Here is a 16,532-nt window from a genome sequence, read left to right as displayed (position 1 = left end):
GAGGAAACGGATGCATCCCGCACCCAGTGTTATCATTTTCACCACGCTGTCAGGGCTTGGGTTTGGCCTGTTCTTTTGGCTGGGGCTGGGCGTGCCGGATGTCAGCGGTGGGACCGCGTTCGCGTTTTTCACGATTGCCTATGCGCTGTCTTGTGCCGGGCTGCTGGCCTCGACCTTTCATCTGGGCAATAAGAAGAATGCGATCTATGCGCTTAGCCAATGGCGGACAAGCTGGCTGAGCCGTGAAGGGATTGCGGCGATTGTCACGCTTATCCTGTTCGCGCTGGTTGCCGTTCTGCGCATCTTCCTTGGCGCAGACATGGCGATTTCTGGTTCAATAGGGTCAATTTTAGCACTGGTCACTGTTTTCACAACTTCGATGATTTATACCCAGCTCAAGACCATTCCGCGTTGGAACCAGCCGCTGACTCCGGTGATATTCCTGCTACATGCGTTGGGCGGCGGGGCACTGTTGGCGGGTGAGGTGAAGATCGCAGGCTGGCTGCTACTTGCGCTGACACTTGTCTTGTTTACCGCTTGGCAGATCGGGGACAAGCGGGCCAACGCTCGTGGGACAACCAGTGATGCGACCGGGTTGGCCCATCTGGGGGAAGTTCGGTTACTGGAAAGTGGCCACACCGCACGCAACTATGTTGTGGACGAGATGGTGTATCGCGTTGGACGCAAACACGCGGAAAAACTCAGATGGATCACGCTGGCGTTGGCGGGCGTACTGCCTTTCGTCATCCTGCTGCTGACGCCACCCGGCCACATGACCGCTTTTCTGGCGCTGGCTTTACATCTGGTTGGCGCAACGGTCGGGCGCTGGCTGTTCTTCGCCGAAGCAGAGCATGTTGTGGGCCTGTATCACGGCAAATGATCCCTTTTCATTGAACCCGGCCCCCTCTGCGCCTATCAGAGGGGAAACGAAGAATGAGGGCGGATATGGCCAACCATCTTTACAAACGTGACCTTCCTGACGGGCTGGACCTTGGGCCAGTTGTCGCTATTGACTGCGAGACGATGGGGCTGAACCCACATCGCGACCGCCTGTGTGTGGTGCAGATGTCATCTGGTGATGGCGACGCGCATTTGGTGCAGGTCGAGAAGGGTCAGACCAGCGCCCCAAACCTTGAGCGGATGTTGGCGGATCCCGAAGTGTTGAAACTGTTTCATTTCGGTCGCTTCGACATCGCTGCCCTTCTGAACGCGTTTGGTGTGGTCACGGCCCCGGTCTATTGCACCAAGATCGCATCAAAACTGATCCGCACCTATACTGACCGTCACGGGCTGAAAAATCTGCTGGAGCAGTTGTTGAAGATCGATATCTCAAAGCAACAACAGATGAGCGATTGGGGCGCGGAAGAGCTGACCGCCGCCCAGTTGGACTATGCCGCGTCGGATGTCCTTTATCTGCACCGACTGCGCGAGGAGTTGAACCAGCGGCTGGATCGCGAAGGCCGGACCGAGATGGCGCAAGCCTGTTTCGACTTCCTGCCGATGCGCGCACAACTGGATCTGGCTGGTTGGCCCGAGATCGATATTTTCGCTCACTAATACGTTCTATACTGTCCCCGTCCTTGGATCGGGCCGGTTGGTGCTTAGATACAACTACAGACAAAACAACCGAGGACATATGCTCCGGTCCGACAACCAATATTCGCGCTTCATCGCCTGGCTGAAAGTTCTTCTGCCGGTCAGCGCGCTTGCGTTGTTGTCGACGATGTTCCTGATCTCAAAATCCGTCGATCCAACAACGTCACTGACCTATGCACGCGTCAATTTGGAAGAACTGACAGGCGATCAACGCATCGACAGCCCGCGGTTTTCCAGCGTGACTGAAGATGGTGCGGCAATCACATTTTCAGCCACAAGCGCGGTGCCCGATCCGGAGCAGACAAATGTATTCAATGCCGATGGGTTGGCGGCACGGATCGAAACTCCGGATGGCGGGGCGGTTGATATCAACGCCTCAAAAGCCCTTATCAATGGCAGCACGAACATTGTTGAACTGTCGGGCGGCGTCACATTGGTGACGTCAACCAACTATCACATTGCCACAAACGGTCTGTCGACGGCGATGGATGCGACCTCGGCCAAGACGATTGGCCCGGTGGAAGCGGACGGCCCGATGGGGCATCTAACTGCGGGGCAAGCCGAGATCACGCGCGAAGGTGAGGGAAGCGACACCTATCTTCTTGTTTTCAAGGGGGGCGTAAAACTGATATACGATCCCAAGACAGAGGGGACTTACAAGTGATGAGATCTGCGCGTATTGCGGCCTGTATAGTTACGCTTGGCTTGCCGATCGCGGCCCATGCGCAGGCTCAGGTCGCCTTTGGGGGTCTGAAACATGACAGCACTCTTCCAGTCGAGATTTCGGCAGATCAGTTGCAGGTCGATCAATCGGACGGATCAGCCACGTTCAGTGGCAATGTCCAGATCGGGCAGGGCGATATGCGTCTTTCCGCGGGCAGAGTTAGGGTCGAATATGCGACCGGAGCCGACACCACCGGTGAGATTTCTCGTCTGCTCGCTTCCGATGGTGTCACCCTTGTGAATGGCGCCGAAGCAGCGGAAGCGCGCGAGGCGATTTATACGATTTCCAGCGGCGTTATCGTGATGACTGGCGACGTAATCCTGACACAGGGGCAGAACGCGTTGGCATCCGAGAAACTGACCGTCAATCTTCAATCCGGCACCGGAACGATGGACGGGCGTGTGAAGTCTATCATCCAGACAGGGGCTGATTGATGTCAGACACTCCCGATCTGACCGTCGAAAATGGCGATGCCGGTCTGCGCATTATCGGATTGCGTAAAAGCTATCGCAAAAAGCCGGTTATCCGCGAAGTGAATCTAGAACTCCACCGGGGTGAAGTCGTCGCCCTGCTTGGCCCGAACGGCTGTGGCAAAACGACGACCTTTTACGCCATTGCTGGTTTGATCACGCCCGAAGCGGGTCAGGTTCTGATTGACGGGCGTGACGTGACGCTTCTGCCGATGTATCGCCGGGCGAAATACGGCATCGGCTATCTTCCACAAGAGATGTCGATTTTTCGCGGTATGTCGGTCGAGGATAATATCCTCTCGATTCTGGAAATCTCGACCCCCGACCGTCACAAACGGCGCGAAAGGCTGGAAGAACTGCTGAACGAGTTCTCGATAAGCCACCTGCGACGCGCACCCGCATTGGCCTTGTCCGGGGGTGAACGGCGACGCGTCGAAATCGCCCGTCTTTTGGCCTCGAATCCCAAATATCTTTTGCTCGACGAACCCTTTGCGGGCGTCGATCCAATTGCCGTAGGCGAAATCAGATCTTTGGTCCACGAACTCAAGGATCGTGGCATCGGCGTTTTGATCACAGACCACAATGTGCGTGAAACGCTGGAAATCGTGGACCGCGCCTATATTCTGCATGATGGCCATGTGTTGATGAGCGGTACCACCGATGAGGTGATCCGCGATGAGAATGTCCGACGGGTTTATCTGGGTCAAAATTTCTCGATCAAATAAGTCCGTCGCAGTTTGATATGGTTGACAAGTCCCATCGACTCGTCGCCAAATGAAGATAATGCAAGACAACCTGATCCTTCGTTCCTGCCCCCCCGAACACGGGATATGCATGGCGGATCGTCCAAATAAATTTGGACGGGTAAGGTTGTTCAAAGCACTCACAACATTATGTAATTTAAATAGGAATTCGCCTTCTCTCGTCCGAGAAAGGCATTTTTGAGGCCTGCAATACCATAGGAGGTATGGATGCAATATCAAATCAGTGGAAAGCAAATCGACATCGGTGATGCCCTTCAGGTTCACGTGAAAGATGAACTGGGTGGTGTCGTTCAAAAATACGCTGAACGCCCAACGCGGGCCCAGGTAATCTTTTCGAAAAGCGCACATGAATATGTGTGTGAAACCATCGTGCATCTGTCCACCGGATTGACCGCGCAAGCCAAAGGGGTTGCCACCGAAATATATGCTGCTTTCGACAATTGCGCTGACAAAATGGAAAAGCAGTTGCGTCGCTACAAGCGTCGATTGAAAGATCACCACAAGGACCGTGTAGACCCGGTTGAAGTTTTCGGCGGGTCCTCGTATATCCTCGCCTCAGAAGAAGGTCAGGACGAAGCAGACGATGCCTCACTCCAACCCATGATCATCGCCGAGATGGAAACTCAAATTCCATCGCTTTCAGTCGGCGAAGCGGTCATGCAGATGGAGTTGGCACATGCACCCGTTCTGGTTTTCCGCAACGAGAAAACCGAGGGGATGAATGTGGTCTACCGCCGTGAAGACGGTAATGTGGGCTGGATCGATCCCAAAAACGCAGTGTAAGCCTCCCGCCCGTTGGTGGGTGGGGAAAGTTGTTGGCGATGGAACTTTCGAGCATCCTCAAGCCGTCGGCCGTTAAGGTCGTTTCGACCGTGTCGTCCAAGAAACGCCTGTTTCAGGATCTTGGGGACGTGGTGATGGAATGTTACGGCATCAATGGTGGCGAGGCGTTCACCGCGCTTCAGCAACGCGAAACCCTGGGGCCCACTGGTGTGGGCCGTGGGGTGGCTTTGCCGCATGCTCGCCTGCACGGGCTGGACAAAGTTGTCGGCTGCTTCATGCGCGTGGAGAAACCCTTTGATTTCGGGGCTGTGGACAAACAGCCCGTCGATCTGGTTTTTGCCCTGTTTGCACCAGAAGATTCCGGTGTCGACCACCTGAAAGCCCTTGCTTTGGTGTCGCGCACCATGCGCGATGCCTCGATCTGTGCCAAACTGCGCGCTAATTCCGAGGCTGCAACCCTTCACGCGCTATTGACCGAAAGCCTGACGAACAAAGCGGCGTGATTGCGTCTTAGTCCAACGCGCTCCAGGGTCCAAATCCAAACATCATATAGTCCCGTTGATACGCTTTGCGCACCACCGTTTCGATCTTGTCTGAATAGACCTGAGCCAACGAAAACGGTCCGTCTGAGATCGGCGCAGGCAATGCAGGCTTAACGTCCGCCTGCACCTCGGTCAGCATCTGGCTTAGCCCAGCCGCAAGCTGATCCTCGCGCAGAATATGATCAGGCAGGGAAAATCCGGCAAACCCGTTAACAACTGCCGTTTGCGATGCCCAGCGCGGATCGACACCAATCGACGTCTGACCGCTGAGCGTCTTGGCGACAAACGCAATGAACTGCGCAAACGCCGATTGATGTTCTGTCAGCGCCCACGGCGTATCGACGGTGGTGGGCAGCGCCACCCCATAATTGTGTCGCAAGCTGTGCTTCAGATCCCAATCTGGGTCATCTTCTTGAAGAGTCACAAGGTCGCAAAACACCGAATGCAGCCGCGCCACCGGGTGCCGTAATACGGTGAAGCTGCGATGTGCCTTATGCCGCCGTTTCCATTGCCGCAGAGCCTTTTGCGAGAAATCGTGGGTCAGAGGGCCGGCCGCCTCCATCCATTCTGTCACCTGATCTGAAGGTCCGCCGGCAATCGGCAAGAATACCAACTGCAATTCATCCGACGCCATATAGGATTTCATGGCGGGGGGGCGACCGGGTTCAAAGTTCGGTATTCTATGCAGATCAAAGACATCAATCCGTGCAACGGTTGCGGCCAGTAACTCTAAGTTCTGCACCTTGTCGGACAAAGGTTCCGGATTCTGTTTCTTAAAGGTGCTGGCGAAGTTTGCGATCTCGGTCTTCTCACCAAGATATTTTGCCAAGCCATTGACCACGCTTAGATTCTGCACTTCTTCATAGTCGATATAGAAAGCAGTTTGTCCCGATCTTTGCAGGCGATCCTTGACCTTTAGCTGAAAGCTCTTGAACCGATAGAACAGCTTCTCGAAATCGTCCGGAATGAAACGTGCCCTTTCCTTACGGGCATCGCTCTGATCGCTCAGCTGCCATTGGTCGGTTGCCATCGCGATCCTGCGCGACACATAGGCCTCGACCGGGTTGCGCGTCAGAATGATCTTGGCGCAGCGCGGATCGTCGATCAGCGCATTGAACATTCGCGGGTCATGGTCGTGAAAGAAGCGAAAGCCGGGCAGACCCTCGGTTTCAGATTTCATACGTTCCAGCAGAAGCATGGGGTTGGCATCCCGCATTGCCACGGTGATTCCAAACAATTCTTCTGTCTGCGGCGACACCATGAAATAGGGGTTGAACGCCTCGCCATAGCACTGAAGGCCGGGGAACTGATCTAGATTGCTTTCCAGAAAGTTTGAGCCTGTGCGCATCTCGGCGAAAATGACGAAGGAATCAAAAGGACCAGTCATAAGATCACTTCACCAGATAGGGTTTGCGTGAGATGCGGGTGGTGGGCACAAGGTCATGCCTTGCCGGGAAATCGCCCATTAAATAGGGGTGCATGCCTTGATTCTTGAGATCCTGAAGAAACTGACCAAAACCTTGAAGTGGTTTCATTTTTGGCAGGCTCGTCAAAGCACCTGTCTTTTGCGGACCGATGTCTTCCACCACGCTTTGCAGGACTTCGGATGGGTTTAGCACAAAATCGGCAAGAGACCAGATTTGCGTGCGCGCACGCGCATAACTTGACCGCAACGCGGTCAGGTGTTCGCTTTCAATCCTTTGCAATCGTGCCGCCTCGCCTCGAATATCCGAGAAGTTGCGGTTCGATTGAAACAGCGGCACTGCCCAAGCCCCGGACACAACATAGATACGTGCGTTTGAGTCCTTGGCGATGTCCCAGGACAGATCTTGGTTGTCTCGCGGCCCGTACTGAAAACACTGACGCTCTCCGCGTGTGTTCCAAATCAGATTGGTCAGAAATGCTTTGGGATTATAGTCACGCAGGCTCGCCGAATCCGTCAGCGCACCAAAGAAATCCTGCACCCCGCCCGCGAAATGTACCTTGTCTTCGGCAAAAAGGTGACCGTGAACGCGGGCGTTTACGGTGCTTGTCAGCCATTCGTCAAATCCTTCGAACAGCTCGGTAAATCCTTCCAGAACTGTATAGCGCGCGGCGGTCATGTTGCCTTCATGGCCAGGGCGAGGGAACCGGCTTGGCATATAGAGACCGGGTCGACCTTTGGTACGTCTTTCGATGGCTTTGGTGAAAATCCGATCGATTTTGCCTGGATTTGGTTCTGCGCCAGTCATGACACTTGGCTGCTCGGAGAGAAAGCTATCATATAGCTTGCCGGCATAACGCCACGCCTTACGGGCTACAAAGCAATCAGATCGTCGTAACAGTTGCAGATGGTCGTCATAAAACACATGTGGCTTGCCCTGAAAATCGAACTTCGACAGGGTCAGTGACCGGCTTTCGATCCGGGATGAATGACGGCGCGCGAGGGTCTGATAGTAGCTTTCATCAGGGATCCACACCTGCCGGAAGTACCGATCATTTGCAGACCGGAGCGGATCGTTCAGGATCGCCGACAGGGTGGCCCGCGTCAGGCACCACCACTGGCTGCCCAGATGGGGTATAAGCCCGTCAGGGATGTCCCGTTTAACGCCAAGCCGGCGTTGAATGCTGACATATGCGTCAAACAGACGGCGCTGACGTTTCCATGAGAACGGGAACCGAAGCGTGAACCTTTCAATGTCCAGGCCGCCGATGGTCCACGGCACGTCCTCGGTCGTGACGCTTTCGATAAAGTCGGTTTGTGGGCGATTGTTGAGATATGAGCGCATCTCGGAGATCGGACGCAGCGGTAGACAACTTCCCGATGCGAGCAATACGTGCTGCACGTCCGGAAACGTCTCTAACATAGCTTCAGAAGCTGTTTGACTGGCCGCCACCAATGACCATGTGCCCCATTTGCAATGACGCCGCCTGCAGAACCGAACGTTGCTTAAATCACTAAGTGCACCTGTAAAATTCGAGAAGTCTTCTTGCGTCACATGTGCATCGACATGCACGACGACGGGGCAGCCATGCGTCGACCAGTGGCGCACCAGTTGTTCGGCGCGATCAAGCGCGTCGTGCACCAACATGACGATCCCAAGGCTCATGCCCAGTTTCCTTTCGACATCAGGCCCAGCATCTCAAGCTGGCGCCAATTCATGTACTTCTCGCTCCAGTCGCACCACAGGTCGGTGTCTTCATTGGTGCCATCGTGATAGGCGCGATATTCGTGACTGTTGGCATAGTGCTGGCCGCGCGTCAGTTCCTCGATCGACTTTTCCCTGAAGGTGTCCAAAAACTTTGCATGTAATAAACAGCCCGAGGCTTTCTCGCCGCCCCATTGGTCATAGACTAGGTTCAAGCCGCGCGGCAAAAGCGCGTGGGTCGAGCTGACATATGAATAGTTTCGGCTCCATTTCACCAAAGGGATCTTGTTCAGGGCAGGTGCTTTTTCGGGATCATCTCGAAAGAAAGCGCGCGCACGCGGACCACCCTGTATCCACAAGTTGCCGTATTTTAGATTTTTGCTGATGGTGTAATTGCCACTGTCAAACCAGTCCGCAAGTTCAAATGGGTTTTGCCCGGCTGCATAACTGAGACTGTGCATCGGACCTTTCGGATACATGTCTAAAAGCATGACGCCAAAGGATCTGACGCCCGATGTATCCAGCCAATCCGTCAGCGCCCGAAGCGGCCTCGTATCGCAGAAGGGATAGACTAGAAATTCGTCAGGATCGACCACCAGCGACCAATGCCCGTGGGCATATTTACGTTGCAACCACCCAGTCCAGTTCACCCCGAAATTGGCGTTCTTGTAACTTGCATCCGTGGACCAGAGCGAGACGTCCGGTTGGTCGGCCAGATATTCTGAGCCGCCATCCGTAGAGCCGTTATCGACAAAAAGGAAATGGTTCACGCCAAGGTCGCGATAGTAGTTCAAAAAATAGGGAAGTCGGATACATTCGTTGCGGATCGTCGTGAAGCAGAGAATGTCGTTTTGTTTGATGGCCCCGGCCCGATTGGCAATCTCGGTCAGCTCACGCCGCTTGCGAAATGCCCGGATTTGGCATTGCTTGCGTTTTAGCCGCAGTCGGTATGATGTCCAAACGCTCAACGTATTCCTCGTTTCTGACCGGTGTCACGCTAACACTGGTTTATGCCCAGCCGCCATCAGAAATAAGCCCCATTTCCAGCAACTGACGCCAGTCCTGATATGCCACCGCCCCGTCGTGCCACAGGTCGGGCGCGGATGAGAGCCAGTCGTAATAGGCGTTAAAGTCTTCAGGCTGGCCAAAATGTTCCTGCCGCGCCTTCTCTTCCCGCGATCGGGTTGCGACGTCCGGCAGGAATTTCGTGTGTAACAACGCACCGGAAAGACGGTTGTCACCCGACAGGTGCGCTGGCCCATCCCATTCGAGGTTCAAACGTGGTGGAAGCATTGAATGGGTCGAGTTCATATAGGCGAAACGCCGATTCCAGCGCACGAGCGGCAGCTTGTTCAGCGTGGGCGCGCGGGCGGGCTGGTCTGCGAAGAAAACGCGGTCACGTGGCCCGCCCTGCAACCACAAATTCTGTGCCGGAGATTGCCGCTGCGCTCGATAGCGGCCCGCATCAAAATACGGCAAGGTCCTAATCGGATTCTGACCCGGTGTATATGTCGGCTGGTCTAGCGGTCCCTTTGGAAACATGTCCAGCATCAAAGCCCCCATCGCCGTCGCGCCGGATTGCGCCAGATGCGCAGTCAGGTCTGTCAGGGATCGGGTGTCGCAATGGGGATAGATCAGCAGCTCGTCCACATCCACAGTCAAGCACCAGCGGCGATGGCCATGGCGAAACTGAAGCCATGTGGTCCAGTCGACCCCGAAGCGCGACGCCTTGTAGCTGGCACTAGTGCGCCACAAGGAAACGTCAGGCTGATCTGCCAAAAAGGCTTCTGACGGATCATCGCTGTTGTTCAGGACGAACAGGAAATGACTTACACCCAGCGCGCGGTAATGCGCCAGAAAGTGCGGCAGTCGGGTGATTTCATTGCGTGCTGTTGTGAACGCCAGAACATCACCGGGATCAATTCGGTCCGTGCGGTCGACCACCGTCACAAGATCTTGGCGCGACCGAATGGATCGCCAGATCAATCGCCGACGTTTCCACCGCATACGATAGGCCGACCACAGATCCGATCCGGCATCGCGCACCGAGGGTTACTCGGCCGCCTTTTGTTGCGCCACGATGTCATGAAGATAGCAGGAAAACTCTTCCCGAAGCTCTTCGCGGGCCATGCCAAAGGCAACAGTTGCCTGCAAGAATCCTGCCTTGGAGCCGCAATCAAACCGCTGGCCGCGGAACCGGTATCCAAACACGTCGCGCCCTTGCTCGATTTCCGAGGCGATGGCGTCTGTCAGTTGAATTTCACCGCCAGCACCGCTTTTCATCTTGTTCAGGCTACGCAGCACGTCAGGGGTCAGGATATAGCGCCCAATTACCGCCAAGTTTGAAGGTGCTTCCTCGACAGACGGCTTTTCGACCATCCCCTTAACCGAGACCATGGCCCCCATATCCTGTTTCACATCAAGAACGCCATATGCGCTGGCTTTCTCGGCTGGCACTTCCATAGCTGCCACCATACAGCCGCCGGTTTCGTTATAGGCTTCGACCATCTGTTGCAGGCAGGGTTTTTCAGCAGCGATCACGTCATCGGGCAAGATAACCGCGAACGGCTCGTTGGCGATCAGGCGACGTGCACACCAGACCGCATGCCCCAAGCCCAGCGCCTTGTGCTGACGCATGTAAGCGATCGCGCCGCTTTCCATGTTGGTGTCCTTGAGAATCTCAAGCAGGGCATCCTTGCCCTTCCTGCGCAGCTCTTGTTCCAGAACCGGGGAGTTATCGAAATAATCCTCTAGCGCGCCTTTGCCGCGCGAGGTGACGAAAATGAATTCCTTGATCCCAGCTGCCCGTGCTTCATCGATCGCGTATTGGATCAGCGGACGGTCAACCAGCGTCATAATCTCTTTTGGAATTGATTTCGTAGCGGGCAGAAATCGCGTTCCCAACCCGGCAACCGGAAAAATGGCCTTGGTGACTTTCTTGTGCGTCATACAAACACCTCTGTTGTGGCCGATCCGCCTGAATAAAAATTTGGAAGGCCAACAATTACATTACCTGTGAAGGCTTAAACAATATACCGTGCACTAATGGGCGGAAAATCTGACAACTTCATGGCAATTGTTCACGATACTGGGTCAATCGACGACTTTTCTCAAGGCAATTCCATTATTCCGCGAATAGGCGCGGTGGGTCGCCCGTTATATAAGTGAAGTCAGAAGCAAAATTTTGCATCCTACGCCATGCCAAGGTCATTCAGGATACTTTCGATTCTTTCAACATCTTCAGGGTTGTTCACTTCCCAGAACTGCCGACCGCGTGCGTCGACTTCGACGCATTGAACAGGATGGTCCCGTTCAAGAAAGCGAAGCTGTTCCAATCCTTCCAATTGCTCCAACGGTCCGGGAGTCCAGCGCGCATAGGCTGCCAATGCCGCAGGACGGTAAGCATAGACGCCCACATGATGAAACACCGGTGTCGCGGCCTGATCGTCCCATTTGTCATCTACGGTATAGGGGATGACCTCTTTCGAGAAATACAGCGCCTTACCCTCGGCCCCGAAGGCCGCAGTGGTTCCCCCGACCCGCCCTGCACGACGGTCATCCAGAAACCCGCTAAGCGCACGACCATCACATCGCAGAACCGGAGTGGCCATTTCAGCAATTGGATGGGCGGTCAGGGCGTCGATCAAGGCTTCGACAAACCAAGGGGGCGTCAGCGGTGCATCGCCTTGCAGGTTCACAACGATGTCATACCCACCGCCCAGCGCGTCCAGCGCCTCGGCGCAGCGTTCAGTCCCGTTACGACAAGCCGAAGATGTCATCACAACTTCGGCCCCAAAGCCTTCCGCCTCAGCCCGAATACGGCTGTCATCTGTTGCCACGACGACGCGGTCGACGTCGCTCACAGCTTGGGCGGCATCCCAACTGCGCTGGATCAGTGACTTTTTTTGCCCAGTTGCCCCGCGCAGGGGCACCAGCGCCTTTCCGGGAAAGCGGACCGATGCGAAGCGTGCCGGTATGACGATCAGAACACTCATTCATCAGGCTTTCTTCAGGTTTACTCCGGGCGCGTAGGCGATGAAAAACGGGTTGGCATAGTCTTGTTTACCATAGGTTAGCGGTGTGTGGTCGTCGAAGCGCACAACATCCCCTCCTGCGCCTTTCAGCACGGCATGACCGGCAGCCGTGTCCCATTCCATCGTGCGACCCACCCGGGGATAAAGATCCGCCTCGCCGGTTGCGACCAGACAGAACTTCAGCGAACTTCCCGCCGACCGCATGTCATTCACGGCGTATTTGCCAATGTAATCATCCGTGGCCTGATCGCGGTGCGACTTGGACGCCACGATCATCAATGCTTGATTGTCAGGGTTTGAGACGGAAATGAGTGACAGGTCTCCAACCACACCCTTGTCGAACGGGCCTTGCTCTTCGACGCTTTTGCCATCTGAGCGGGTGAAGAAAATGCGACCCTTCGCAGGGGCATAAACGACACCCCGAATGGGAGTGCCATCCACGACATAGGCAATATTCACGGTGAAATCGCCGCGCCGGTGGATGAACTCTTTTGTGCCGTCCAATGGATCGACGATCAGAAACTCGCTGGCTTGTTGGCCATGACTGTCAGCCTGTTCTTCTGTCACCAACAGCACGTCAGGAAAAGCGTCACGCAGCCCGGCCGAGATCACCGCGTCAGCTGCTTCGTCGGCAGCCGTCACCGGGCTGTCGTCGGATTTCGACCGGACGTCGAAATCATCTGAGCCATAGATCTCCATAATCACATCACCAGCTTCAAGCGCCAGTTTGCGCATGACGCTTTCCAAACGGTCAAAATCCAAGGCGATACTCCTAACCCGCCACGTCACGCGGTCCAGTTGATTACATAATTTCGCCCACTTATGATGTTTGGGTAAAGGAACAGCAAGATTTCCCTGCGAGAATCCCCCCACGGCAGGCAAAAAGGCAGCGCCATGTTTGAAGTGAAAGTGAACAGAACCCGGTTTCAGGCTGCTGCTTCGATGGTGTCTGTGATTTATCACGCGACGGTCTATGATCTTCGAAAGTCGCATCCCAACGCCGTTATTGGCCTGCTGATCAATATCCTACAATCACTTCTGATGGTTGCCGTCTTTTTTGTGTTGATGAGCGTGCTTGGCCTGCGAACGGCTGCCATTCGGGGGGACTTTCTGCTCTACATTATGTCGGGCGTTTTCATATTCATGACGAACATTAAGACCATGAAGGCAGTAGCAACCTCGGCCGGACCTACATCGACCATGATGCTACATGGGCCGATGAATACACTCGTATCTATCACCGCAGCCGCCCTGTCATCACTTTACCTGCAAATCCTGTCCATCGTCGTCGTGCTGACGGTATACAGCCTGGCGTTTAACCCGGTGAAAGTTCACGACCCTAGTGGTGCATCCATGATGCTGTTGTTGGGTTGGTTTAATGGTGTCGCAGTCGGCATTGTATTCATGGCACTGAAACCTTGGTTTCCCCAGTTCACGCGGGTAGCCACAACCTTGTATATGCGGGTGAACATGTTTGCGTCAGGCAAGATGTTTGTCGCAAATACTCTTCCCTTCTTCATGCTGGCCATGTTTTCGTGGAACCCACTGTTTCACATTATTGATCAGGCGCGCGGATATACCTTCATCAACTATTTCCCGCATTACTCCAACTGGCAGTATCCACTGATCGTATCCATCGTGCTGGCCTTTCTTGGCCTAATGGGCGACAGCTATAGCCGGAAATACGTGTCAGCAAGCTGGGATGCCCGGCGCTAAGCACCCGTCTCTCTGGCCGGCGGGACATCCACGACCCGAAGCGTCAGGTTGATCCGCCCATGATCACGCAAGAGGTCGGAAGACCCAAAGCGCAGACGGTCAATCCCATGATAGGCAAGCCGCGACGGACCATCCAGCACCAGCACGTCACCAGACCCAAGCCACGCGGACTGGGTCGGCCCTTGCCGCTCGATCCCACCAACCCGAAACAACGCATCGTCACCAAGACTGATGGACACGACTGGAAACGAGAAATCACCCTCGTCCCGGTCTTGGTGCAACCCCATCCGCGCGCCATCGCCATAATAGTTGATCAAACAACAGTCGGGGAGCCGCTCTGTCCCAGCAACATCGCGCCAAACATCCAACACAGCGTCGGGAATAGCTGGCCATTCTGCTCCAGTCGGATGATGCGGCTCATAACGATAGCCCCGCCGATCCGACACCCAACCCAGCCGTCCCGCGGATGTCATTCGCACTGACATCTTCTTGCCCCACCGCGTTTCAGGATGGAAAAACGGTGCAACAGACACAACATCTCGAAGCGCGACGACCAGCGCCTCTTGTGCCGCGCGATCCAGCTTCTCCTTATAAAGCCTAGCCCCAGCCAGATCCATTGGAGGTATGTCATGCGCAATCATGGTCAAAACCCCGAAAATGACTCGTTTTTTTACGCATTCTCACCCCCTTGAACGCTTGCAGGCCCCATTCCCCCTACTTATATACCCCGAGACGCCGGATTGGGGCACGCCCATTCGGTCAGAAATCTGGGATCAGGGGCCGATGCTTTGCAAGGTCGGCTCCCACAACATCGCCTAAGAGAGGATTTTGAGCATGGCTAAAGTCATCGGTATCGACCTCGGCACCACCAACTCTTGTGTTGCCATCATGGACGGCTCGCAACCGCGGGTCATCGAAAACGCAGAGGGCGCACGCACAACGCCTTCGATCGTCGCCTTTAAGGACGACGAACGCCTTGTTGGTCAGTCGGCAAAACGTCAAGCTGTGACCAACCCCGACAACACGGTTTTTGCTGTGAAGCGCCTGATTGGCCGTAACATGCAGGACCCGGCTGTCGAGAAAGATAAAAAGCTGGTCCCCTACGCCATTGTCGATGGCGGCAACGGTGACGCATGGGTTGAAGCTGCCGGGCAAAAATATTCGCCCTCGCAGATCTCGGCCTTTATTCTGGGTAAGATGAAAGAGACGGCGGAAAGCTATCTGGGTGAAGAAGTGACGCAGGCCGTCATCACCGTTCCTGCCTATTTCAACGACGCTCAGCGTCAGGCCACAAAGGACGCCGGCAAGATTGCTGGCCTTGAAGTGCTGCGCATCATCAACGAGCCAACGGCTGCCGCACTGGCATACGGTCTGGACAAGTCTGAAACACACACCATCGCGGTCTACGACCTTGGCGGCGGTACATTCGACGTGACCATTCTGGAAATTGACGACGGCCTGTTCGAAGTGAAATCGACCAACGGCGACACATTCCTTGGTGGTGAAGACTTCGACATGCGCATCGTCCAGTATCTGGTCGATGAGTTCAAAAAGGAAAATCAGGTTGATCTGTCGAAAGACAAGATGGCCCTGCAACGCCTGAAAGAAGCCGCCGAGAAAGCCAAGATCGAGCTGTCCAGCTCGTCGCAGACGGAAATCAACCAACCCTTCATCTCTATGGGGTCGGATGGTGCGCCGTTGCACATGGTTATGAAGCTGACCCGCGCCAAGTTGGAAAGCCTTGTATCGGATCTTATCAAACGCTCGATGAAGCCTTGCCAAGCTGCGTTGAAAGACGCTGGCCTGTCGAAAGACGACATCGACGAGGTGGTTCTGGTCGGTGGTATGACCCGTATGCCGAAAGTCATCGAAGAAGTGTCCAAATTCTTCGGCAAGGAACCCCACAAGGGTGTGAACCCTGACGAAGTTGTGGCCATGGGTGCCGCCATTCAAGCAGGTGTTCTGCAAGGTGACGTGAAAGACGTTGTTCTTCTGGACGTAACGCCTCTGTCGCTGGGCATCGAAACGCTGGGTGGTGTGTTTACCCGCCTGATCGACCGCAACACGACGATCCCGACCAAGAAGTCGCAGATCTTCTCAACCGCGGAAGACAACCAGAACGCCGTGACCTTGCGCGTGTTCCAGGGTGAGCGTGAAATGGCTGCTGACAACAAGATCTTGGGCCAATTCAACCTGGAAGACATCCCGCCCGCACCGCGCGGTATGCCGCAGATCGAGGTGACCTTCGACATCGACGCCAACGGCATCGTTGAAGTGGGCGCCAAGGACAAGGGCACCGGCAAAGAGCAGAAAATCACCATTCAAGCCTCGGGTGGCCTCTCGGATGAGGACATCGAGAACATGGTGAAAGACGCCGAAGCCAATGCCGAGGCTGATAAAGAGCGCAAAGAGCTTGTCGAAGCCAAGAACCAGGCCGAAAGCCTGATCCATTCGACCGAAAAGGCGATGGAAGAGCATAACGACAAGGTCGACCCGACCACGATCGAAGCGATCGAGCTGGCCATTGCCGCCCTGAAGGACGTGATGGAAGAAGACAATGCCGACAAGATCAAGTCGGGCATCCAGAACGTCACCGAAGCGGCCATGAAGCTGGGTGAAGCGATCTACAAGTCGCAGCAGGAAGAAGCGGCTGGCGAAGAATCCGAAGACGCCGATGGCCCTTCGGCGGTGGATGACGACATTGTCGACGCCGACTTCGAAGACCTTGACGACGAAAACAAGCGTTAAGTCTGAATAGGTAACGGGCGGGGCTGC

Annotated in this window: 17 protein-coding genes; 9 read left to right on the top strand and 8 right to left on the bottom strand. The window is 55.1% G+C overall.

The window, feature by feature from the left end:
• Positions 1–10: 10 nt before the first annotated feature.
• The 7 genes from MWU51_RS14095 (at position 11) to MWU51_RS14065 (ending at position 4,840) form a co-directional block, all read left to right on the top strand.
• Positions 11–880 (top strand): DmsC/YnfH family molybdoenzyme membrane anchor subunit, encoded by an 870-nt coding sequence (locus MWU51_RS14095; protein ID WP_247038129.1) that lies wholly within the window; start codon positions 11–13, stop codon positions 878–880.
• A 65-nt stretch (positions 881–945) separates the two neighbouring features.
• Positions 946–1,557, top strand: a complete 612-nt coding sequence (locus MWU51_RS14090; RefSeq protein ID WP_247038127.1) for a ribonuclease D — start codon at positions 946–948, stop codon at positions 1,555–1,557.
• A 79-nt stretch (positions 1,558–1,636) separates the two neighbouring features.
• Entirely contained in the window at positions 1,637–2,260 is a 624-nt protein-coding gene (locus tag MWU51_RS14085) for a hypothetical protein (RefSeq protein WP_247038125.1), read from the top strand.
• Positions 2,260–2,754 (top strand): LptA/OstA family protein, encoded by a 495-nt coding sequence (locus tag MWU51_RS14080; protein WP_247038122.1) that lies wholly within the window; start codon positions 2,260–2,262, stop codon positions 2,752–2,754. The genes MWU51_RS14085 and MWU51_RS14080 overlap by 1 nt, the downstream gene beginning before the upstream one ends.
• Positions 2,754–3,515: an LPS export ABC transporter ATP-binding protein gene (gene lptB, locus MWU51_RS14075; RefSeq protein ID WP_091427547.1), complete on the top strand. Its 762-nt coding sequence runs from the start codon at positions 2,754–2,756 to the stop codon at positions 3,513–3,515. Before MWU51_RS14080 ends, lptB begins: the two co-directional genes overlap by 1 nt.
• Positions 3,516–3,761: 246 nt before the next feature.
• Positions 3,762–4,337: a ribosome-associated translation inhibitor RaiA gene (raiA, locus tag MWU51_RS14070; RefSeq protein WP_247038120.1), complete on the top strand. Its 576-nt coding sequence runs from the start codon at positions 3,762–3,764 to the stop codon at positions 4,335–4,337.
• A 38-nt stretch (positions 4,338–4,375) separates the two neighbouring features.
• Positions 4,376–4,840 (top strand): PTS sugar transporter subunit IIA, encoded by a 465-nt coding sequence (locus MWU51_RS14065; RefSeq protein WP_247038119.1) that lies wholly within the window; start codon positions 4,376–4,378, stop codon positions 4,838–4,840.
• Positions 4,841–4,847: 7 nt separating this feature from the next.
• Here the strand turns inward: MWU51_RS14065 and MWU51_RS14060 are convergent, their stop codons facing one another.
• The 7 genes from MWU51_RS14060 to cysQ all read right to left on the bottom strand — a co-directional run bounded on the left by MWU51_RS14060 (position 4,848) and on the right by cysQ (position 12,803).
• Complete coding sequence (locus tag MWU51_RS14060) at positions 4,848–6,266, bottom strand: sulfotransferase family 2 domain-containing protein (RefSeq protein ID WP_247038117.1); 1,419 nt, start codon at positions 6,264–6,266, stop codon at positions 4,848–4,850.
• Between the two features lie 4 nt (positions 6,267–6,270).
• A complete protein-coding gene (locus tag MWU51_RS14055; protein ID WP_247038115.1) occupies positions 6,271–7,968 on the bottom strand; it encodes a beta-1,6-N-acetylglucosaminyltransferase in 1,698 nt (565 codons plus the stop codon).
• Complete coding sequence (locus MWU51_RS14050) at positions 7,965–8,975, bottom strand: glycosyltransferase family 2 protein (protein WP_247038113.1); 1,011 nt, start codon at positions 8,973–8,975, stop codon at positions 7,965–7,967. Before MWU51_RS14050 ends, MWU51_RS14055 begins: the two co-directional genes overlap by 4 nt.
• Positions 8,976–9,015: 40 nt before the next feature.
• Positions 9,016–10,053: a glycosyltransferase family 2 protein gene (locus MWU51_RS14045; protein WP_348646743.1), complete on the bottom strand. Its 1,038-nt coding sequence runs from the start codon at positions 10,051–10,053 to the stop codon at positions 9,016–9,018.
• 6 nt (positions 10,054–10,059) lie between these two features.
• Positions 10,060–10,956 (bottom strand): UTP--glucose-1-phosphate uridylyltransferase GalU, encoded by an 897-nt coding sequence (gene galU, locus MWU51_RS14040; protein ID WP_247038111.1) that lies wholly within the window; start codon positions 10,954–10,956, stop codon positions 10,060–10,062.
• Positions 10,957–11,198: 242 nt separating this feature from the next.
• Positions 11,199–12,002, bottom strand: coding sequence for a manno-octulosonate cytidylyltransferase (locus tag MWU51_RS14035; RefSeq protein WP_247038109.1), 804 nt, complete (start codon positions 12,000–12,002; stop codon positions 11,199–11,201).
• 3 nt (positions 12,003–12,005) lie between these two features.
• The gene (cysQ, locus tag MWU51_RS14030; protein ID WP_247038108.1) at positions 12,006–12,803 is read right to left on the bottom strand and encodes a 3'(2'),5'-bisphosphate nucleotidase CysQ; all 798 of its coding nucleotides are present in this window, start codon (positions 12,801–12,803) and stop codon (positions 12,006–12,008) included.
• A 132-nt stretch (positions 12,804–12,935) separates the two neighbouring features.
• On the opposite strand from cysQ, the gene MWU51_RS14025 reads away from it, so the two are divergent.
• Positions 12,936–13,757 (top strand): ABC transporter permease, encoded by an 822-nt coding sequence (locus MWU51_RS14025; RefSeq protein ID WP_247038106.1) that lies wholly within the window; start codon positions 12,936–12,938, stop codon positions 13,755–13,757.
• Here MWU51_RS14025 and MWU51_RS14020 read toward each other — a convergent pair.
• Positions 13,754–14,398, bottom strand: a complete 645-nt coding sequence (locus MWU51_RS14020; RefSeq protein ID WP_247038104.1) for an alpha-ketoglutarate-dependent dioxygenase AlkB — start codon at positions 14,396–14,398, stop codon at positions 13,754–13,756. The two genes, MWU51_RS14025 and MWU51_RS14020, sit on opposite strands and share 4 nt — an antisense overlap.
• Before the next feature lie 193 nt (positions 14,399–14,591).
• On the opposite strand from MWU51_RS14020, the gene dnaK reads away from it, so the two are divergent.
• On the top strand, positions 14,592–16,505 hold the full coding sequence (gene dnaK / locus MWU51_RS14015) for a molecular chaperone DnaK (RefSeq protein WP_247038102.1): 1,914 nt from the start codon (positions 14,592–14,594) through the stop codon (positions 16,503–16,505).
• The last annotated feature ends 27 nt before the right edge of the window (positions 16,506–16,532 follow it).

It is taken from the genome of Aliiroseovarius sp. F47248L, assembly GCF_023016085.1.
Lineage (GTDB): Bacteria > Pseudomonadota > Alphaproteobacteria > Rhodobacterales > Rhodobacteraceae > Aliiroseovarius.
Note: the sequence above shows the minus strand (reverse complement) of the source record. Positions and strands in the feature narration are given on the sequence as shown.